This is a genomic window from Burkholderiales bacterium (genome assembly GCA_015075645.1).
Lineage (GTDB): Bacteria > Pseudomonadota > Gammaproteobacteria > Burkholderiales > Casimicrobiaceae > VBCG01.
The window spans coordinates 652,381-670,020 of record JABTUF010000001.1 but is presented as its reverse complement, the minus strand read 5'-3'; the positions used below and the strand labels follow the sequence as shown (position 1 = coordinate 670,020).

The 17,640-nt window shown below is 71.0% G+C and carries 21 protein-coding genes; 10 read left to right on the top strand and 11 right to left on the bottom strand.

Annotated elements, in window-relative coordinates:
- Positions 1-160: 160 nt before the first annotated feature.
- Genes soxA through HS109_03075 form a run of 5 tightly spaced genes read left to right on the top strand, consistent with a single transcriptional unit; the run spans position 161 to position 4,406 of the window.
- Positions 161-970 (top strand): sulfur oxidation c-type cytochrome SoxA, encoded by an 810-nt coding sequence (gene soxA, locus HS109_03095; GenBank protein ID MBE7521353.1) that lies wholly within the window; start codon positions 161-163, stop codon positions 968-970.
- A gap of 14 nt (positions 971-984) precedes the next feature.
- On the top strand, positions 985-1,620 hold the full coding sequence (gene soxX / locus HS109_03090; GenBank protein ID MBE7521352.1) for a sulfur oxidation c-type cytochrome SoxX: 636 nt from the start codon (positions 985-987) through the stop codon (positions 1,618-1,620).
- Positions 1,621-1,637: 17 nt separating this feature from the next.
- Entirely contained in the window at positions 1,638-2,138 is a 501-nt protein-coding gene (locus HS109_03085) for a TlpA family protein disulfide reductase (protein MBE7521351.1), read from the top strand.
- Positions 2,135-3,856: a thiosulfohydrolase SoxB gene (gene soxB / locus HS109_03080; GenBank protein ID MBE7521350.1), complete on the top strand. Its 1,722-nt coding sequence runs from the start codon at positions 2,135-2,137 to the stop codon at positions 3,854-3,856. Before HS109_03085 ends, soxB begins: the two co-directional genes overlap by 4 nt.
- A 10-nt stretch (positions 3,857-3,866) precedes the next feature.
- Positions 3,867-4,406 (top strand): heme-binding protein, encoded by a 540-nt coding sequence (locus HS109_03075; protein ID MBE7521349.1) that lies wholly within the window; start codon positions 3,867-3,869, stop codon positions 4,404-4,406.
- 23 nt (positions 4,407-4,429) lie between these two features.
- Here HS109_03075 and HS109_03070 read toward each other — a convergent pair whose 3' ends face one another.
- From HS109_03070 to HS109_03060, 3 genes are read right to left on the bottom strand one after another with little or no spacing between them, the layout of a single operon-like run.
- Positions 4,430-5,233: a hypothetical protein gene (locus HS109_03070; GenBank protein MBE7521348.1), complete on the bottom strand. Its 804-nt coding sequence runs from the start codon at positions 5,231-5,233 to the stop codon at positions 4,430-4,432.
- Positions 5,234-5,293: 60 nt separating this feature from the next.
- Positions 5,294-6,496 (bottom strand): tyrosine--tRNA ligase, encoded by a 1,203-nt coding sequence (locus tag HS109_03065; protein ID MBE7521347.1) that lies wholly within the window; start codon positions 6,494-6,496, stop codon positions 5,294-5,296.
- The gene (locus tag HS109_03060; GenBank protein ID MBE7521346.1) at positions 6,493-7,119 is read right to left on the bottom strand and encodes a glutathione S-transferase family protein; all 627 of its coding nucleotides are present in this window, start codon (positions 7,117-7,119) and stop codon (positions 6,493-6,495) included. Before HS109_03060 ends, HS109_03065 begins: the two co-directional genes overlap by 4 nt.
- Before the next feature lie 39 nt (positions 7,120-7,158).
- On the opposite strand from HS109_03060, the gene HS109_03055 reads away from it, so the two are divergent.
- The 4 genes from HS109_03055 to HS109_03040 are packed head-to-tail and all read left to right on the top strand — an operon-like array spanning position 7,159 to position 11,709.
- Positions 7,159-8,484, top strand: coding sequence for a peptidoglycan DD-metalloendopeptidase family protein (locus tag HS109_03055; protein MBE7521345.1), 1,326 nt, complete (start codon positions 7,159-7,161; stop codon positions 8,482-8,484).
- Positions 8,485-8,492: 8 nt separating this feature from the next.
- Positions 8,493-9,605 (top strand): anhydro-N-acetylmuramic acid kinase, encoded by a 1,113-nt coding sequence (locus tag HS109_03050; GenBank protein MBE7521344.1) that lies wholly within the window; start codon positions 8,493-8,495, stop codon positions 9,603-9,605.
- 10 nt (positions 9,606-9,615) lie between these two features.
- Positions 9,616-10,479 (top strand): 3-hydroxybutyrate dehydrogenase, encoded by an 864-nt coding sequence (locus tag HS109_03045; protein ID MBE7521343.1) that lies wholly within the window; start codon positions 9,616-9,618, stop codon positions 10,477-10,479.
- A gap of 12 nt (positions 10,480-10,491) precedes the next feature.
- Positions 10,492-11,709 carry a patatin-like phospholipase family protein gene (locus HS109_03040; GenBank protein MBE7521342.1) on the top strand — a complete coding sequence of 406 codons (1,218 nt, stop codon included), beginning with the start codon at positions 10,492-10,494 and terminating at the stop codon, positions 11,707-11,709.
- Here the strand turns inward: HS109_03040 and erpA are convergent.
- From erpA to rplM, 6 genes are all read right to left on the bottom strand, one after another.
- On the bottom strand, positions 11,654-12,004 hold the full coding sequence (gene erpA / locus HS109_03035; protein MBE7521341.1) for an iron-sulfur cluster insertion protein ErpA: 351 nt from the start codon (positions 12,002-12,004) through the stop codon (positions 11,654-11,656). The genes HS109_03040 and erpA overlap by 56 nt on opposite strands.
- 50 nt (positions 12,005-12,054) lie before the next feature.
- A complete protein-coding gene (locus HS109_03030) occupies positions 12,055-12,465 on the bottom strand; it encodes a polymer-forming cytoskeletal protein (GenBank protein MBE7521340.1) in 411 nt (136 codons plus the stop codon).
- A gap of 9 nt (positions 12,466-12,474) precedes the next feature.
- Complete coding sequence (locus HS109_03025; protein ID MBE7521339.1) at positions 12,475-13,185, bottom strand: hypothetical protein; 711 nt, start codon at positions 13,183-13,185, stop codon at positions 12,475-12,477.
- A 73-nt stretch (positions 13,186-13,258) separates the two neighbouring features.
- Positions 13,259-14,293 (bottom strand): N-acetyl-gamma-glutamyl-phosphate reductase, encoded by a 1,035-nt coding sequence (locus tag HS109_03020; protein MBE7521338.1) that lies wholly within the window; start codon positions 14,291-14,293, stop codon positions 13,259-13,261.
- 154 nt (positions 14,294-14,447) lie between these two features.
- Positions 14,448-14,840: a 30S ribosomal protein S9 gene (gene rpsI / locus HS109_03015; GenBank protein MBE7521337.1), complete on the bottom strand. Its 393-nt coding sequence runs from the start codon at positions 14,838-14,840 to the stop codon at positions 14,448-14,450.
- A 1-nt stretch (position 14,841) separates the two neighbouring features.
- On the bottom strand, positions 14,842-15,279 hold the full coding sequence (gene rplM / locus HS109_03010) for a 50S ribosomal protein L13 (GenBank protein ID MBE7521336.1): 438 nt from the start codon (positions 15,277-15,279) through the stop codon (positions 14,842-14,844).
- A gap of 460 nt (positions 15,280-15,739) precedes the next feature.
- Here rplM and HS109_03005 point away from each other — a divergent pair, with 460 nt between their 5' ends.
- The gene (locus tag HS109_03005; protein ID MBE7521335.1) at positions 15,740-16,189 is read left to right on the top strand and encodes an OsmC family protein; all 450 of its coding nucleotides are present in this window, start codon (positions 15,740-15,742) and stop codon (positions 16,187-16,189) included.
- 108 nt (positions 16,190-16,297) lie between these two features.
- Here HS109_03005 and HS109_03000 read toward each other — a convergent pair whose 3' ends face one another.
- Complete coding sequence (locus HS109_03000) at positions 16,298-16,750, bottom strand: copper chaperone PCu(A)C (protein MBE7521334.1); 453 nt, start codon at positions 16,748-16,750, stop codon at positions 16,298-16,300.
- Positions 16,747-17,634 carry an NAD(P)-dependent oxidoreductase gene (locus HS109_02995; protein ID MBE7521333.1) on the bottom strand — a complete coding sequence of 296 codons (888 nt, stop codon included), beginning with the start codon at positions 17,632-17,634 and terminating at the stop codon, positions 16,747-16,749. Before HS109_02995 ends, HS109_03000 begins: the two co-directional genes overlap by 4 nt.
- Positions 17,635-17,640: the final 6 nt, after the last annotated feature.

The following is a 17,640-nucleotide window of genomic DNA, read 5'->3' as shown; positions in this document are numbered from 1 at the left end:
ATGGCGGTCGCGGAGGACGATTCCTCCGCCGCGAGCGCTCGCGCGTTCCGTTCGCGTAGATTCCGATCAGATACCAGCCGCGCCCGATCGCGAAGCGACGAGGCGGGGCATCGCCGGACGCGCCGGAGCGGCGCGCCGGCGCCACCGAGGAGGCAACACGATGACACATGCGATTCGCGCGGCGCTCGCCGTGGCCGGATTCGCCTGCGCGGTGCCGCTGGCGCTCGCGCAGGGCTCGGCCGCGGACGAGATCGAGAAGTACCGGCAGGCCCTGCAGGACGGCAATCCCGCCGAGTTGTGGGAACTGCGCGGCGAGGGCCTGTGGAAGACCCCGGCGGGACCGAAGAAGGCGACGCTCGAGCAGTGCGACCTCGGCAAGGGGCCCGGAGTCGTCAAGGGCGCCTACGCGGAGCTCCCGCGCTACTTCACCGACGCCGGCCGCGTGATGGACCTCGAGTCGCGGCTGGTGTGGTGCCGCGTGACGCTGCAGGGCATGAGCGAGGCCGACGCGAAGCGCAATCCGTTCGGCAGCACCAACCGCAAGTCGGACATGGAGGCGCTCGTCGCCTACGTGACCTCGCAGTCGCGCGGCATCCCGATGAACGTGCGGCTCGACAACCCGAAGATGAAGGAAGCCTACGCGCTCGGTCAGAAGATCTTCTTCTTCCGCGGCGGCCCGCACGACTTCGCCTGCGCGACCTGCCACGCCGAGGACGGCAAGCGGATCCGGCTGCAGGACCTGCCCAACCTCACGAGCAAGGCGGGCGCGCAGAAGGGCTACACCACCTGGCCCGCCTACCGCGTGTCGCAGGGTGAACTGCGCTCGTTCCAGTGGCGGCTCAACGACTGCTTCCGCCAGCAGCGCTTCCCCGAACTCGAGTTCGTCTCGCCGGCCTCGGTCGCGCTGACGACGTTCCTCGCCTACAACGCGAACGGCGCGCCCTTCGACGCGCCCGCCATCAAGCGCTGACCCGGGAGGCCACGATGAACAGGACCCTTGCCATGGCGTTCGCGGCGAGCGCCGCCGCCGCAGTGGTCGTCGGTTGCGCGTCGACGCAGCCGGGACCGGAAGACGCGCAGCTTCGCGCCCAGGCGCTCGAAGTGATGAAGGTGTCGTTCAAGGAGAAGGGACAGGCGAAGCTCGACCGGCTGAACCAGGACCGGACGCAGGCGCTGTGCAGCGAGTACGCGGGGAAGGAGCTGCCGCACGACGTCGCGGTGACGATCGAGAAGATCAACCTCGAGACGATCCGCTATCCCGCGGACGGCAAGTACGTGGGCGACTGGAAGTCCGGCGAGAAGATCGCGCAGCTCGGCCAGGGCGGACAGTATTCCGACGATCCGAAGAAGCCGTCGGGCGCGAACTGCTACGCCTGCCACGAGCTCACCAAAGAGGAGATCAGCCACGGCACGATCGGCCCCTCGCTCTACCACTTCGGCAAGCTGCGCGGGTTCACCGACGAGACGCGCCGCTACGCCTGGGGCAAGGTCTGGAACGCCGAGGCGTTCAGCGCGTGCACCAACATGCCGCGCTTCGGCCACAGCGGCATCCTGACCGAGCAGCAGGTGCGCGACGTGGTCGCGCTCCTGATGGACCCGGCCTCGCCGGTCAACCGGTGACCGGCCGCCGCGCGACGCTGCAGCGCCTCGGCACCCTCGCGGGGGTGCTGGCGCTCGGCGCGCGCGCGGCGCACGCCGCGAAGGGCGAGGCGGCGAAGGTCGGCGATCGCGTCGACTGGCGCGACGTCGTGCTCCTCGACGGCTCGACGCTGCCGGCACGAACGCTCGCCGGCGGCCCGCCGGTCGTCGTCGAGTTCTGGGCCTCGTGGTGCCCGTTCTGCAAGCGGCAGAATCCGTTGCTCCAGGCGCTCGCCGACCGACATCGCGGCGAACTCACCGTCCTCGCGTTCTCGATCGACAAGGAGCCCGCGAAGGCGCGCGCCTACATGAAGGAGCACGGCTACACCTTCGCCGCCGCGATGGCCGGCGCCGATGCCCTCCGCTGGTTCGGCACGCGCGAAGGCCTGCCGGAGATCTACGTCGTCGATCGGGGGCGCATCGTGTTCCGCGAGATCGGCGAAATGTTCCCGGAGGACGTGGCCGCGCTCGGGCGCTACGCGACGCGGCGCGCGGGATGACGCGCCGCGAGTTCCTGCAGGTTCTCGCGGCCGCGGCCGCGGCCGGATTGCCGATCGAGTCGCGCGCCGCGCTGGACCTCTCGGCCGGCGCGTCGTTCTACGACGCGATCGAACGCTTCGGCAACGTCAGTCTCCTCCACTTCACCGACTGCCACGCGCAGCTCCGGCCGATCCATTTCCGCGAACCGTCGGTGAACCTCGGCGTGGGCGATGCCGCCGGCCGGCCGCCGCACCTCGTCGGCGAAGCGTTCCTGCGGCATTTCGGCGTCGCGCCGGGCACGCGCGAGGCGCATGCCTTCACGTTCCTCGATTTCGCGAACGCGGCCAAGGCCTACGGCGCGACCGGCGGCTTCGCGCACCTCGCGACGCTGGTGAAGAAGCTCGAGGCCTCGCGCCCCGGCGCGCTGCTGCTCGACGGCGGCGACACCTGGCAGGGCTCGGCGACCGCGCTGTGGACGAACGGGCAGGACATGGTCGACGCGCAGAAGCTCCTCGGCGTCGACGTGATGACCGCGCACTGGGAGTTCACGCTCGGCGCGGAGCGCGTGAAGGCGATCGTCGAGCGCGACTTCGCCGGCAAGGTGGATTTCGTCGCGCAGAACGTGAAGACGAGCGACTTCGGCGACCCGGTGTTCCCGCCCTGCGTGATCCGCACGGTGAACGGCGTGCCGGTCGCGATCGTCGGGCAGGCCTTTCCCTACACGCCGATCGCGAATCCGCGCTACTTCGTGCCCGAGTGGACCTTCGGCATCCAGGAGCAGGAGTTGCAGAAGGTCGTCGACGAGGCGCGCGCGAAGGGTGCCGCGGCGGTCGTGCTGCTGTCGCACAACGGGATGGACGTCGACCTCAAGCTCGCGTCGCGCGTGACCGGCATCGACGCGATCCTCGGCGGACACACGCACGACGGCGTGCCGCAGCCGACCATCGTGGCGAACCGCTCGGGCAGGACGATCGTCACCAACGCGGGCAGCAACGGCAAGTTCCTCGCGGTGCTCGACCTCGACGTGCGCGGCGGCAAGGTGGCGGATTTCCGTTACCGCCTCGTGCCGGTGTTCGCCTCGCTGCTGCCGGCCGACAGCGCGATGGCCGCGTACATCGAGAAGGTGCGCGCTCCCTTCGCTGCGAAGCTCGACGAGCCGCTCGCGGTCACCGAGGCGCTGCTCTACCGTCGCGGCAACTTCAACGGCAGCTTCGACCAGGTGATCCTCGATGCGCTGCGCGCCGAAAAGGACGCGCCGATCGCCTTCTCGCCCGGCTTCCGCTGGGGCACGTCGCTCCTGCCCGGGCAGGCGATCCGCCGCGAGCACCTGATGGACCAGACGGCGATCACCTATCCGTACTCGACGGCGACCGAGATCAAGGGCGAGATGATCAGGACGATCCTCGAGGACGTCGCCGACAACCTGTTCAACCCCGATCCCTACTACCAGCAGGGCGGAGACATGGTGCGCGTCGGCGGGCTGAGCTACGCGATCGACCCGAACGCCGCGGCGGGCAAGCGCATCGTGCGCATGGAACTCGCCGGCAAGGCGATCGAGGCGGACAAGACCTACAAGGTGGCGGGCTGGGCGCCGGTGGCCGAGGCGGCGAGGGCCGCCGCGACCGAGCCGGTGTGGGAGGTCGTCGAACGCTATCTGAAGCGCGAGAAGACCGTGCGCCCACGGCCGCTCGAAGTGCCCGAGGTGATCGGGATGCGCGGCAATCCGGGCATGGCGTGAAGGAGCCACGATGAGTCGGTCGACACCTCGACGCGCGGCGGTCCTCGCCTGCTCCGCGCTCGCCATCGCCTCCGCGCTCGTGGTGGGCGATGGCCGCGCGCTCGCGCAGGCGGCGAAGCTCACGCTGCCGCTCGCGACGCTGCAGACCGCGCCTGCGCTCGACGCCGCGAAGGCCGCGCTCGCGCAGTGCCAGAAGGCCGGCTACACGGTGGCGGTGGCGGTCGTCGATCGCGGCGGCCACGCGCTCGCCGTGCTGCGCGATCCGCTCGCCGGCGCGCACACCGTGCAGACCGCGATCGGCAAGGCGTCCACCGCCGTGAGCTTCCGCATGGCGACGACCGACCTCGCGCGCGAAACGCAGTCGGGACGCCCGGCCTCGGGCATCCGCGACCTGCCGGGAGTCGTGGCGGTCGGCGGCGGACTCGTGGTCCAGGCAAAGGGTGCTCTGCTCGGCGGAATCGGCGTGTCGGGTGCGCCGGGCGGCGACGCGGACGACGCCTGCGCGAAGGCGGGCATCGCGGCGATCTCGGACTCGCTCGAACTCGAATAGCGTCGCCGGGACGTACGGAAGGGTCAGCGAGCGGGGTGCTGCGCGCGCACCTCGGCGATCGGCCGTTCCAGCAGCGTCTCGACGTCGCGACCCTTTTCCTTCAGCGCGTCGAACTCGGCTTCCAGCGACGCCTCCGTCTGCCTGGCCCGCCGGGCGAGGAAGCGTCTCATCCCCGCCGGCAGGTCGGGCTGCTTCATGAGACCGCCGATCCAGGCGATTCCCGCATCGGCGAACGCACGCAATCCGATCAGCATCCCGGCCAATCCCCAGGGACCGAACACGGCCGCTGCCGGCAGGCCGAGAATCAGGCTGGCCTGCGTGACCAGTACGCGGATCGACGTCTGGCCGACCACCTGCCCGAGTTCGGCGAAGCTCCACGACGCGATGCGCGGCAGGTCCGCGAGCAGGAATCCGACCTGCACCGCGGTGGCCCATCCGAGCGCGACCGCCGCGTCCGCGGATGACAGGGGCCCCGCGATCCTGAACAGGAACACGAGGAGCAGCACGAACACGCCATGCGCGATCGTGAAGACCGCCGTGATCCCGAGGAAGTGCCGCAGGTAGGTATTCTCACCGCCGAGCTGGCGCAACGCCTCCTCGGCGCCGGCATTCGCGTCGGACACGACGCCGGTCGGCACGTGATGGCCGGCCTTCGCCGTCGCGCGCCGATGCACGACGATGCGAATCGCGCCGGTCACAAGGCCAAGCACGGTCTCGAACCAGAACAGCAACACCAGCGATGCCGGCGAACGGCCGCTCCAGACGACCTCCGCGAGCGGGATCGCGCTCATCAGCAGCGCGTAGGCGAGCGCGGCGAGGAAGCTCATTGCACGGACGCGCAGGAACCGGGAGGCTCGCCGCTGCGCCGGGAGCGGACCTGGCGGCGGTCAGCGCACCGCGACGCGCGCGAAGCGGCGCTTGCCCGCCTGGATCACCACGGTCGAACCGGCGCGCACCGTCGTGGACTTGTCGGCGACGACCTCGCCGTCGAGCTTGAGTCCGCGCCCCGCGATCAGCCGCAACGCTTCCGACGTCGATTCGACGACGCCCGCCTGCTTCGCGAGGTTCGCGACCGCGATGCCCGCCCCGGCGGTCTCGATCGTGACCTCGGGCATCGATTCGGGCATCGCGCCGTCCTTGAAGCGCGCCTCGAAGGTCGCGAGCGCGCGCCCGGCGTCCGCCTGCGAGTGGAACCGCGCGACGATCTCCTGCGCGAGGGCGACCTTCGCGTCGCGCGGATTGCGCCCCGCCTCGCATTCGCGCTTCAACGCCGCGACGTCGGCCAGCGGCCGGAAGGACAGGAGTTCGTAGTAGCGCCACATGAGCTCGTCGGAGATCGACATGAGCTTGCCGAACATCGCGTCCGGCGCCTCGGTGACGCCGACGTAGTTGCCCTTCGACTTCGACATCTTCTCGACCCCGTCGAGCCCTTCGAGCAGCGGCATCGTGATCACGCACTGCGGCTCCTGGCCGGCGGACTTCTGCAGCTCGCGCCCGACCAGCAGGTTGAACTTCTGGTCGGTGCCGCCGAGTTCGATGTCGGCGCGGAGCGCGACCGAGTCGTAGCCCTGCATCAGCGGATAGAGCAACTCGTGCACCGCGATCGGCTGGTGGCTCGTGTAGCGCTTGTGGAAGTCGTCGCGCTCGAGCATGCGCGCCACCGTGTATTGCGAGGCGAGCCGGATCATGCCGGCGGCGCCGAGCGGGTCGCTCCACTCGGAGTTGTAGCGGATCTCGGTGCGCGCGGGGTCGAGCACCTTCGACGCCTGCGCGTGGTAGGTCTCGGCGTTCGCGCGGATCGCCTCGCGGGTGAGCGGCGGGCGAGTGGCGTTGCGGCCCGACGGGTCGCCGATCATCGAGGTGAAGTCGCCGATCAGGAAGATCACCTGGTGCCCCAGGTTCTGGAGCTGGCGCATCTTGTTCAGCACGACCGTGTGTCCGAGGTGGATGTCGGGCGCGGTCGGGTCGAGCCCCAGCTTGATGCGCAACGGCTTGCCCCGCGCGAGCTTCGCGCGAAGCTCGGCCTCGACGATCAGTTCGTCGGCGCCGCGCTTCGCGACCTCGATCTGCCGGTCGATGTCGACGGTCATCGGGGTGCGGCGGCGGGAGCCTCGCGCTCCGCGACGGCGGCCTTCGCGGCCGGGCGCGCGTAGCAGCGCGCGTGCCAGTCGGCGAGCTTCGGCCAGCGCGCGAGTCCGAAGGCCGGCGCACGGTACAGCGCCGCGGCGAGATTGAGGTCGCCGATCGTGAACGCGTCGTCGGTGAGCCACGCGCGCCGGGCGAGCGTCGCGTCGAGCACGTCGAAGCGCTTCTCGACCATCGGCACCGCCTCGGCCGCGAGCGCGGGCTTGCGCTTCTCCGCGGGCAGGTACGCGGTGTGCGCGTACCACGTGCCCAACTGCGGCTCGATCTCGGTGGCGGCGAAGAGCGTCCATTGGTAGGCGAGTCCCTCGCCCTGGACGCTCGCCGGCCACAGCTTCCCCGCCTTGCGGGCGAGGTAGAGGTTGATCGCGAGCGACTCGAACAGCGCGAAGCCGTCGTCGACGATCGCCGGGACCGCCCCCATCGGGTTGATCGCGAGGAACGGCGCGGCCTTGACCTCCGGGCCGGCGTAGTGGTGGGCGACGTGCTCGTAGGACAGACCGAGTTCGCGCGCGGCCCACAACGTGCGGAAGGCGCGCGATTGGGCGATGCCGTAGATCGTCAGGGCCATGGCTGAACCTTCGGGAACGGGCTTTGCTAGAATCGGGCGATGGGCGGAGACACCCGCACCTCGCCTTCGCGGGGATGGCGCATTCTATCCGATCGACCGCGGAGGATCGCGCTCGCCGCCGTCGCCGTCCTCGCCCTCTCGGGCGTCGCGGCCTTCGGCATCGCACCGGACACCGTCGTCGATCCGGTGCCCACGACGCTGACGGTGCGGGACCTCGCGCTGCCGGAGGTCGCGGAAGCATCCGGCCCGCAGGCGCCCTATTGGCGCGAGGAGCGGGTCCGCCGCGGCGACACCATCGGTGAACTCCTCGCGCGCGCCGGCATCGACGACGCGGAACTGCTCGCGCTCGTGCGACGCGACCCGGCCGCGCGGCCGCTCGTCATGCTGAAGCCCGGGCAACCGGTGCGCGTCGCCACCGACCTCGACGGCCGCTTCGTCGAACTGCGTTTCTCGCCGGCGCCGACGCAGGTGCTCACGATCCGTCGCGACGGCGACGAGCTCGCGGCGCGCCGCGTCGACGCGAACGTGGACACCCGCCTGGCGGTGCGTTCCGGCGTCATCGAGACCTCGCTCTTCGGCGCGGCCGACGCGATCGGCCTGCCCGACGCGATCACGCTCGCGCTCGCCGACGCGTTCTCCGGTGACATCGACTTCTACCACGACCTGCGCCGCGGCGACCGCTTCACCGTCGTCTACGAGACGCTCGCGGTGGAGGGTGAGCCCGCGGGCGCGGGACGCATCGTCGCGGCCGAGTTCGAGAACCGCGGCAAGGTGCTGTACGCGTACCGTTGGGTGGCGCCCGACGGCACCGAGGGCTACTACGGCGCCGACGGCGGCAATGCGCGCAAGGGGTTCCTGCGCTCGCCGATGGCGTTCTCGCGCGTGACCTCCGGCTTCTCGCTCGCCCGCAGGCACCCGATCTTCTCCACGTGGCGCGCGCACACCGGCGTCGATTTCGGCGCGCCCACCGGAACCCCGGTGCGTGCGACGGCAAACGGCGTCGTCGTGTCGGCGGGCCGTCAAGGCGGCTACGGCAACGCGGTCGTCCTGAAGCACGACGGCGCGATCACCACGCTCTACGCGCACCTGTCGCGCTTCGCCGCGGGGGTTCGAGCGGGCGCGCGCGTGTCGCAGGGCGACACCATCGGCTACGTCGGCCAGACCGGCTGGGCCACCGGTCCGCATCTGCACTACGAGTTCCGCGTCTCGAACGTCGCGCGCAATCCTCAGACGATCGCGCTGCCCGCGGCCGATCCGGTGCCCGCGGCGCAACGCGCCGTGTTCGCCGCATCGATCGCGCCGGCGCAGGCGATGCTCGACGTCGCGCGACACGCGCCGCGCCCGACGCTCGCGCAGACGCGCTGACGGCCGCCATGTCCCGCGAGCGCTACGCGGGGGTGATGTCCGGCACGAGCCTCGACGGCGTCGATGCCGTGGTGGCGGACTTCGCGCCGGACGCGGGCGGCCTGTGCCGGACGCTCGGCGCCGCGTACCTTCCCTTTCCGTCGCCGCTGCGCGATGCGCTCGCCGCGCTGCAGGCCGCGGGCGAGGACGAACTCGCGCGCGCGGCCGACGCCACCGTGGCGCTCGCCGACCTCTACGCGGACGCGATCCTGGCCGCGTGCGCGAACGCGCGCATCGAGCCGTCGGCGCTCGTGGCCGCCGGCGTGCACGGGCAGACGGTGCGCCACCGCCCGGAACGCGGCTGGACCCTCCAGTTGAACGACGCCTCGCGCGTGGTCGAGCGCACCGGCGTTGTCGTCGTGGCCGACTTCCGGCGCCGGGATGTCGCCGCCGGGGGGCACGGCGCTCCGCTCGTGCCGGCATTCCACGCCGCGCTGTTCGGCGATGCGCGGGTCCACCGGGTCGTCGTGAACGTCGGCGGCATCGCGAACCTCACCGATCTCCCGCCCGAGGGCCCGGTGCGCGGTTTCGACACCGGCCCGGGCAACGTGCTCTCCGACCTGTGGCACAGCCAGCATCGCGGCGGACCCTACGACCCCGACGGCGCGTGGGCCGCCTGCGGACGGCCGCACGAGCCGCTGCTGGCCGCCATGCTCGGCGACCCGTATTTCGCGCTCGCGCCGCCGAAGAGCACCGGCCGCGACCGCTTCCACTCGTCGTGGCTCGACGAGCACCTCGCGCGCTCCGGCGAGGACCTGCGGCCGCCCGACGTCCAGGCGACGCTCGTCGCGCTCACCGCGCGCACCATCGCCGACGCTGTCCGCGCGCACGCCGGTGCTGCCGAGGAGGTCCTCGTCTGCGGCGGCGGCGCGCGCAACGCGACGCTGATGCGCGACCTCGCGCGCGAACTCGCGCCCCGGCGCGTCCTGCCGACCTCGGAGCGCGGAGTCGCGGCCGAGCACGTCGAGGCGCTCGCGTTCGCCTGGCTCGCGCGCGAGACGCTCGCCGGACGCCCCGGGAACCTGCCCGCGGTCACCGGCGCCCGGGGCCTGCGCGTGCTCGGCGCCGTCCATCCGAAATGATCGTGGCACGATGGAACGGACGTCCGGGCCGTCCCCGGTCCGGGAACGTCCGGCACGAACGCGCGGTCGAACCTGCAGGACATCGACCATCGGGAGTTTCAAGATGACGTCACGCCGCATCGCGCTCGTCACGGGCTCGACCTCCGGGATCGGGCAGGGCATCGCCGAAGCGCTCGCACGCGAGGGTTGCGACATCGTGTTGAACGGCTTCGGCGACGCGGCGGCGATCGAGCGCGCGCGCGCCGAACTCGCCCGCGCCACCGGAGTGAACGTGCGCTACGAGGCCGCCGACATGTCGAAGCCGGGCGACATCGAAGCGATGATGAAGCGCGTGGGCCCGGTCGATGTCCTCGTGAACAACGCGGGCATCCAGCACGTCGCGCCGGTCGAGACGTTTCCGCCCGACAAGTGGGACGCGATCCTCGCGATCAACCTGTCGGCGACGTTCCACGCGACACGGCTCGCGATCCCCGGCATGAAGGCGCGCAAGTGGGGCCGCATCGTCAACATAGCGTCGGCGCACGGGCTGGTCGCGTCGCCGTTCAAGTCCGCGTACGTCGCGTCGAAGCACGGCGTCGTGGGCTTCACCAAGACGGTCGCGCTCGAGGTCGCGCCCTTCGGCATCACGGCGAACGCCATCTGCCCGGGCTACGTGCTGACCCCGCTCGTGAAGGCGCAGATTCCCGACCAGGCGCGCACGCACCACATGTCGGAGGACGAGGTGGTGCAGAAGGTGATGCTCGCCGAACAGCCGACGGCCCGGTTCGTCGAGATCGGCGAGGTCGCCGCGCTCGCCGTCTATCTCGCGTCGGAGGCGGCGAAGTCGATCACCGGCGCCGCGCTGTCGATCGACGGCGGCTGGACTGCGCACTGAGCGATGGTTTCAATGCGCAGGAGCGCTGCCTCCGGCCGCTCCCGACCGATCAACCTCGCGCTCCAGGGCGGCGGCGCGCACGGCGCGTTCACCTGGGGCGTGCTCGATCGCCTGCTCGAGGATCCGCGCGTGACCATCGAGGGCCTGTCGGGGACGAGCGCCGGCACGATCAACGCGGTCGTGCTCGCCTGCGGACTGTTGCGCGGCGGGCGCGACGGCGCGCGCGAGGCGCTGGCGCGCCTGTGGGATGGCGTGGCGGCGCTGGGCGCGGTCGCCTCGCCCGTGCGGCGTTCGCCGTGGGAACTCATGCTGACCGGCGGCAACGCGAGCCTGTCGCCGACCTACCAGGCGTTCCGCGCGCTGACCGAGACCTTCTCGCCCTACCAACTGAACCCGGGCAACGTGAACCCGCTGCGCGATCTCATCGAGTCGCAGGTCGACTTCGAGGCGCTGCGCTCCTGCCGCGAGGTCAAGCTCTTCGTGTCCGCGACGCGGGTACGGGACGGCAAGATCCGCGTGTTCCGCAACCACGAGGTGACCGCGGACGTCGTGCTCGCCTCCGCCTGCCTGCCCCAGTACTTCCAGGCGGTCGAGGTCGAGGGGCACGCCTACTGGGACGGCGGCTTCACCGGCAATCCGGCGTTGTTTCCGTTCTTCTACGAGTGCGATTCGCGCGATGTCGTCATCGTGCACGTGAATCCGATCGTGCGCGACGAGGTCCCGATGCTGCCGGAGGCCATCGCCAACCGCGTCAACGAGATCACGTTCAACAGCTCGCTCGTCGCGGAACTGCGCGCGATCGCGTTCGTGCAGAGGCTCGTGGCCGACGGCTGGCTCGAGCCGGAGAAGCGTTCGAGGCTCCGCTACATCCGCATGCACGCGATCCGCGCCGACCGCGCGCTCGCCGACCAGTCGGAGGCGACGAAGTTCGACCTCGACTTCGGGTTCCTCGCGATGCTGCGCGACCGGGGGCGGGAGACCGCGGCCGCCTGGCTCGAGCGCACCTGGCCGGACGTCGGGCGGCGGTCGTCGGTCGACATCCGCCGCGAGTACCTGAAGGGCTCGGATGCGGGCGCGCCGCCGGAGCCGGCGGAGCCGCCGAGAAAGAAGGGACGGCCCTCGCCGGGCGCCGTCCCGATGTCCGGCGCCGCGCGTGCGCGCGGCGCGGGCAAGGTCAGGCGGAGAAGCTCGACCCGCAGCCGCAGGTCGACTGGGCGTTCGGGTTCTTGATCACGAACTGCGCACCTTCGAGGCCGTCGGTGTAGTCGATCTCCGCGCCGGCGAGGTACTGGAAGCTCATCGGGTCGATCAGGAGCGTCACGCCGTTCTTCACCATCGAGGTGTCGTCCTCGGCGGTGGTCTCGTCGAACGTGAAGCCGTACTGGAAGCCCGAGCAGCCTCCGCCGGTCACGAAGACGCGCAGCTTCAGTTCCGGATTGCCCTCTTCCTCGATCAGCGCGCGGACCTTCTCGGCCGCGGCGTCGGTGAAGTTGAGCGGGGCGGGCATCTCGTTCATCGCATTCATCGTCGTGCTCCCATGGGCGTCGCCGCCCGTTGTTGCTCGGGGTCCCGGCCTCAGCCGCCGACCCGCTTCAATTCGACCACCGACGCCGATCCCGGTTCTGCCTGGCCGTGGTTCAGCCGGCCCTGGATCACCGCGCCGACGTGCATCTCGAGCGTCTTGTAGGTCACGTCCCCGGTCACGCGCGCCTTGGGCTGCAGTTCGAGGTAGTCGCTCGCCGCGACCGGCCCGTTCACCGTCCCGTTGACCACGATGTGCGAGACGCGGACTTCCCCGTCGATGCGCGCCTGTTCGCTCACCACGAGCGTTCCCGCCTGGCCCTCGGCCGTCGAGACGTTGCCCTCGACCCGGCCGTCGATCCGCAGGCCGCCGGTGAACACGATGTCGCCGCGCACCGAGGTGCCGGCGCCGATCAGGCAGTCGATGCGCTTCTGCGGCGGGGGATGCTTCTTCTCGCTGAACATGCGGCCTCCCTACGAGAGCGCAAGGGTCCGGACGGCGCGGGGCGCCGCGGTGCCGTCCTCGTACGCGCGCACGGTCAGCGACCGCACTTGCGTGCCGGGGGGGACCTTGAGGACCCCTTCGATCCGCTGATAATACTTGAATCGCAGCTTGAGGGAGGGCGCCGCGTCCGGGAGGTCGTCGGGGACCCGCAGCGTCGAGGGCGGGGCCCGGTCGGCGTCGTCCTGGGCGGGCGCGAGCGTGGCCGCGAGCGCGATGCGCCCCTGGAAGTCGTCGCGGGGTGCGCCGCCGCGCACCACGAGGACGCTGTAGTGCCATGCATCCTCGGCCGTGCGCTCGACGACGAGCCGCGGGATCGACAGCCCGACCTGCTTGCTCGAATCGGCGACGAGCTTCTGCAGGAACGCGAGTTCCTCCTTCGCGGCCTGCGATTCCTGCGTGAGCTCGGTGAGCTGCCGCGACAACGTCGCCTGGGCGCCTCGCGTCATCGCGAGCTCGCTCTCGAGCCCGGAGTTCGCGAGCCGGAGCGCGGCGGCTTCCTGCGACAGTCGCGTGACGTCCGCGCGGGCGGCCGCGAGTTCCTGCTCGACCGCCTTGCGGTTGAATCCGCCGAAGATCTGCCCGAAGTCGAACCCCCACCACCACATGCCGCCGACCAGGGCGACGAGCGCGAGCGCGATCGCCGCGCGCCACGGCCAGCCCAGGTGGGTGCGCACCGCCATGCGGGGGGCGCTGATGGAGAAACGTCGCCGCACGCGACGCCAGGTGTGGTCGACCGACATCGCGCGCGTCGCGCTACGGCAGCACCGGCAGCGCCTCGAGCCCCGTCGTCTCGGGGAGCCCGAACATCAGGTTCATGTTCTGGATCGCCTGTCCCGCCGCGCCCTTGACGAGATTGTCCTCGACCGCGAGCACCATGACGAGGTCGGTGTCGGCCGGACGATGCACGGCGAGGCGCAGGTGGTTGGACGCACGCACGGAGCGCGTGTCGGGGGCGGAACCCGCGGGCATCACGTCGACGAACGGTTCGCCCGCGTAGCGCTTCTCGAACAGCGCCTGCAGGTCGACGCCGCTCTTCACGAGCGGGGCGTACAGCGTCGCGAAGATGCCGCGGATCGCGGGCGTCAGGTGCGGGGTGAACGCGAGCGACACCGGGCCCTTCGCCGCGATCGACAGGCCCTGCGCGATCTCGGGTTGGTGGCGGTGGCCCTTCACGCCGTACGCGGCGAAGTTGTCCGACGCCTCGGCGAACATCAGGTTCAGCTCCGCCTTGCGGCCCGCGCCCGAGACGCCCGACTTGCAGTCGGCGATCAGGTGCCTCGTGTCGACGGCGCCGGCCTCGACGAGCGGCAGGAAGCCCAGTTGCACCGCGGTCGGGTAGCAGCCCGGGTTGCCGACGATGCGCGCCTTGCGGATCGCCTCGCGGTTCACTTCGGGCAGTCCGTAGACCGCTTCGGCGAGGAGGTCGGGGCAGGCGTGCGGCATCTTGTACCAACGCTCGAAGAGCGCGGGATCCTTGAGCCGAAAGTCCGCGGCGAGGTCGATGATCTTCGTGCCGGCGGCCACGAGTTCGCGCGCCTGCGCCATCGCGACGCCGTGGGGCGTCGCGAAGAACACGACGTCGCAGTCGCCGAGATTCGCGCGGTCGGGTTCGACGAACGCGAGATCGTCGTAGCGCCTGCGCAGGCTCGGGAACATGTCGGACACGCGCGTGCCCGCGTCCTTGCGCGAGGTGATCGAGCGCACGCGAGCCTCGCGGTGTCCGGCGAGGAGCCGCAGCAGTTCGACGCCGGTGTACCCGGTCCCTCCGACGATGCCGATGTCGATCACCATGCCTCCGTCATAGTCCGGTCCGATTCTATCAACCTGCCCCGGCCTGCGAGGTGTCCTCCGGCGCACGCCTCCCCGTCTGTCGGACGGAAACCGACCCCGGAACGAAAAGGCCGCCTGACGGCGGCCTTTCGCTCGAGCCTTCGCCCCGGGATCAGCGCTTGCTGAACTGCTTGCGGCGCCGCGCCTTGTGGAAGCCGACCTTCTTGCGCTCGACCTCGCGCGCGTCGCGCGTGACGAGTCCCGCCTTCGAGAGGACCGGCTTCAGTTGCGCGTCGTAGTCGATCAGCGCGCGCGTGATGCCGTGGCGCACCGCGCCAGCCTGGCCGGATTCGCCACCGCCCGACACGTTGACCATCACGTCGAAGGTCGTCACGTGGTTGGTGAGCGTGAGCGGCTGGCGCGCGACCATGCGGCCGGTCTCGCGTGCGAAGAACTCGTCGATCGGCTTCTCGTTCACGACGATCTTGCCGCTGCCCTGCTTCAGGAACACGCGCGCGACCGAGGTCTTGCGCCGGCCCGTGCCGTAGTAGTAGTTGCCGATCATGTCAGGCCTTGGTGACGTCGAGGGTCTTGGGCTGCTGCGCCGTGTGCGGATGCGACGGCCCCGCGTAGCACTTGAGCTTCTTCAGCATCGCGTAGCCGAGCGGGCCCTTCGGCAGCATGCCCTTGACCGCCTTCTCGAGCGCACGGCCCGGGAAACGCGCCTGCATCTTGCCGAAGGTCGTCGTCGTGATGCCGCCCGGGTAGGTCGAGTGGCGGTGGTAGAGCTTCGTCTCGGCCTTGGTGCCGGTGACGCGCAGCTTTTCGACGTTGGTCACGACGATGAAATCGCCGGTGTCGACGTGCGGCGTATAGATCGGCTTGTGCTTGCCGCGCAGGCGCAGCGCGATCTGGCTCGCGAGGCGGCCGAGCACCTGGTCGGTCGCGTCGACGACGTACCAGTCCCGGCGCACGTCGGCGGGCTTGGCGGAGTAGGTCTTCATGGCGGGAGGGGTCCGGAAGGCACGCCGGCGCATCGCGCCGGACGAGCGAAGCAAAGTCTTGAATTGTAATCCGTAAAGGAGCATCGGGTCAACCGGCGCCGGACCGCGCAGCGGGTGTTGCGGCGGCGCAACATCCCGGGGGCGCGCGGCGCGAACCCGGGCGCGCGTGCATCGTCCGGGCAAAAAAATGGGCACGGTGACTGGCACCGCGCCCGAGGATTCCATCCAAGGAGGAGGAGGGATGGAATGCGCCGGCGGAGCGGAGAGGACCCCGCGGGTCCGCCGACCCTTCCAGAATCGCATATTGCGGCGCACAATGCAATGGGAATATCTGGGGTGATCCCGAGGTCGTGGGATCCGAGCGCGCCGGCGTGCGCTCGCGCCTTTCGCGCCCTATGCCGCCGAGGTACGCTGGATGCCTTCCGGACGCCGGTGCAGCGATAAGTGGGTACACACAAACATGAAGACGAGAATTCACTGGACCGAAGGCATGTCGTTCGTGGCCGAGACCGGCAGCGGGCACGCGTTGGTCATCGACGGCGCACCCGAGCACGGCGGGCGCAACCTCGGGCCGCGGCCGATGGAACTGGTGCTCGCCGGCGCCGCCGCCTGCACGGCCTTCGACGTCGTGCTGATCCTGAAGAAGGCGCGCCAGCCGGTCACCGACTGCGTCGTCGCGGCGGAGGCGGACCGTGCCGCTGTGGAGCCGAAGGTCTTCACGCGCATCCGCCTCGCCTACACGGTGGCGGGCCGTGGCCTCGACCCCCGGCAGGTCGAGCGCGCGGTGAAGCTGTCGAAGGAGAAGTACTGCTCGGCGACGATCATGCTCGGCCGGACCGCCGAGATCGAAACGGCGATCCGCATCGTCGAGGGCGACCGCGTGCCGGCGGAGGGGGCCGGGCCGGACTGACTCGCCGTCGCTGGCAGATCCCAAGCTGCACCCAGCCGGGAATCGGCCGGCGTTGGGCAGGGCAGCGGCGGTCGCGCCGCCGCGGATGCCCGTCCTTGCCGGCGCGGGTCAGCGCATCCGCGCAGGCGAGGGCGCGAAGCCGCGCACCTCGACCTTCGCCTCCACCTTCGTCGCCTTGCCCGCCGCGTCGACGAACTCGAAGACCAGCGGCACGCCGTCGCCCGGGACGATCGGCACGGCGACGTCGACCATGCGCAGCACCGAACCCTTGAGCGCGAAGCGCGTTTCTCCGGCCGGCAGCGCGAGCCTGTCGACGACGTGCGGCACGCTCGCGGCATCGCGTGGATCGTGGATGACGAGGTCGACGCGGCGCGCGGCGGTCGTGCGCACCGCGACGAGCGTCGTCGGAGTGCTCGTACGCAGATCGGCGTACGCGTCCGCGCTCTTCGCGCCGAGGGCGGCCGGGCGCATCCAGGCGTTCGTCACCGTCGGCTCCGCGTACGCGTTGCCGCCCGCGAAGGCGATCGCGCAGGCGATCGCAAGCGCTGCGCAGCGGATCACTTCGCGTCGCGCAGCAGGCGGATGAGGCTGGACGTGTCCCAGCGACCGCCGCCGCGTTGCTGCACCTGCCCGTAGTACTGGTCGACGAGCGCGGTCACCGGCAGCGTCGCGCCGTTCTTGCGCGCCTCGTCGAGGCAGATGCCGAGGTCCTTGCGCATCCAGTCGACCGCGAAGCCGAAGTCGAACTGGTCGGCGACCATCGTCTTGCCGCGGTTGTCCATCTGCCAGGACTGCGCCGCGCCCTTGCCGATCACGTCGAGCACGCGCTCGGCGTCGAGCCCCGCGCGCATCGCGAAGTCCACGCCTTCCGACAGGCCCTGCACGAGCCCCGCGATGCAGATCTGGTTGACCATCTTGGTGAGCTGCCCCGCGCCCGTCGGCCCCATCAGCGTCACGGCGCGCCCGTAGTGCATGAGCACCGGCTCGGCGCGCGCGAACGCGTCCGCGTCGCCGCCGACCATGATCGTGAGCTTGCCGTTCTGCGCGCCGGCCTGCCCGCCGGACACCGGCGCGTCGAGGAAGGCCACGCCCACCGCCGCCGCGGCCGCGTGCACCTCGCGCGCGACGAGCGCCGAGGCGGTCGTGTGGTCGACGAGGATCGCGCCCTTCGCCATGCCTTCCAGTGCGCCGCCCGCGCCGGTCGCGACCGCGCGCACGTCGTCGTCGTTGCCGACGCACATCATCACGAGGTCGGCGCCGCGCGCGGCTTCGGCGGGCGTGCGCGCCACGCGTCCCGGATACTCGGCGCGCCACGCGTCGGCCTTCGCCGGCGTGCGGTTGTAGACCGCGACCTCGTGCCCGGCGCGCGCGAGGTGTCCCGCCATCGGGTAGCCCATCACGCCGAGGCCGAGGAACGCGAGTTTCTTCGAGGGGGAGGTCGTCATGGGAGG

Excerpts from the sequence above, each read along its gene's own strand:
- HS109_03060 (MBE7521346.1), bottom strand. The coding sequence starts at position 7,119 with ATGGCCCTGACGATCTACGGCATCGCCCAATCGCGCGCCTTCCGCACG.
- soxX (MBE7521352.1), top strand. The coding sequence starts at position 985 with ATGAACAGGACCCTTGCCATGGCGTTCGCGGCGAGCGCCGCCGCCGCA.
- HS109_03065 (MBE7521347.1), bottom strand. The coding sequence starts at position 6,496 with ATGACCGTCGACATCGACCGGCAGATCGAGGTCGCGAAGCGCGGCGCC.
- erpA (MBE7521341.1), bottom strand. The coding sequence starts at position 12,004 with ATGAATGCGATGAACGAGATGCCCGCCCCGCTCAACTTCACCGACGCC.
- HS109_03050 (MBE7521344.1), top strand. The coding sequence starts at position 8,493 with ATGTCCCGCGAGCGCTACGCGGGGGTGATGTCCGGCACGAGCCTCGAC.
- rplM (MBE7521336.1), bottom strand. The coding sequence starts at position 15,279 with ATGAAGACCTACTCCGCCAAGCCCGCCGACGTGCGCCGGGACTGGTAC.
- HS109_03040 (MBE7521342.1), top strand. The coding sequence starts at position 10,492 with ATGCGCAGGAGCGCTGCCTCCGGCCGCTCCCGACCGATCAACCTCGCG.
- HS109_02995 (MBE7521333.1), bottom strand. The coding sequence starts at position 17,634 with ATGACGACCTCCCCCTCGAAGAAACTCGCGTTCCTCGGCCTCGGCGTG.
- HS109_03045 (MBE7521343.1), top strand. The coding sequence starts at position 9,616 with ATGGAACGGACGTCCGGGCCGTCCCCGGTCCGGGAACGTCCGGCACGA.
- HS109_03030 (MBE7521340.1), bottom strand. The coding sequence starts at position 12,465 with ATGTTCAGCGAGAAGAAGCATCCCCCGCCGCAGAAGCGCATCGACTGC.
- HS109_03025 (MBE7521339.1), bottom strand. The coding sequence starts at position 13,185 with ATGGCGGTGCGCACCCACCTGGGCTGGCCGTGGCGCGCGGCGATCGCG.
- HS109_03070 (MBE7521348.1), bottom strand. The coding sequence starts at position 5,233 with ATGAGCTTCCTCGCCGCGCTCGCCTACGCGCTGCTGATGAGCGCGATC.
- soxA (MBE7521353.1), top strand. The coding sequence starts at position 161 with ATGACACATGCGATTCGCGCGGCGCTCGCCGTGGCCGGATTCGCCTGC.
- HS109_03005 (MBE7521335.1), top strand. The coding sequence starts at position 15,740 with ATGAAGACGAGAATTCACTGGACCGAAGGCATGTCGTTCGTGGCCGAG.
- HS109_03075 (MBE7521349.1), top strand. The coding sequence starts at position 3,867 with ATGAGTCGGTCGACACCTCGACGCGCGGCGGTCCTCGCCTGCTCCGCG.
- HS109_03055 (MBE7521345.1), top strand. The coding sequence starts at position 7,159 with ATGGGCGGAGACACCCGCACCTCGCCTTCGCGGGGATGGCGCATTCTA.
- rpsI (MBE7521337.1), bottom strand. The coding sequence starts at position 14,840 with ATGATCGGCAACTACTACTACGGCACGGGCCGGCGCAAGACCTCGGTC.
- soxB (MBE7521350.1), top strand. The coding sequence starts at position 2,135 with ATGACGCGCCGCGAGTTCCTGCAGGTTCTCGCGGCCGCGGCCGCGGCC.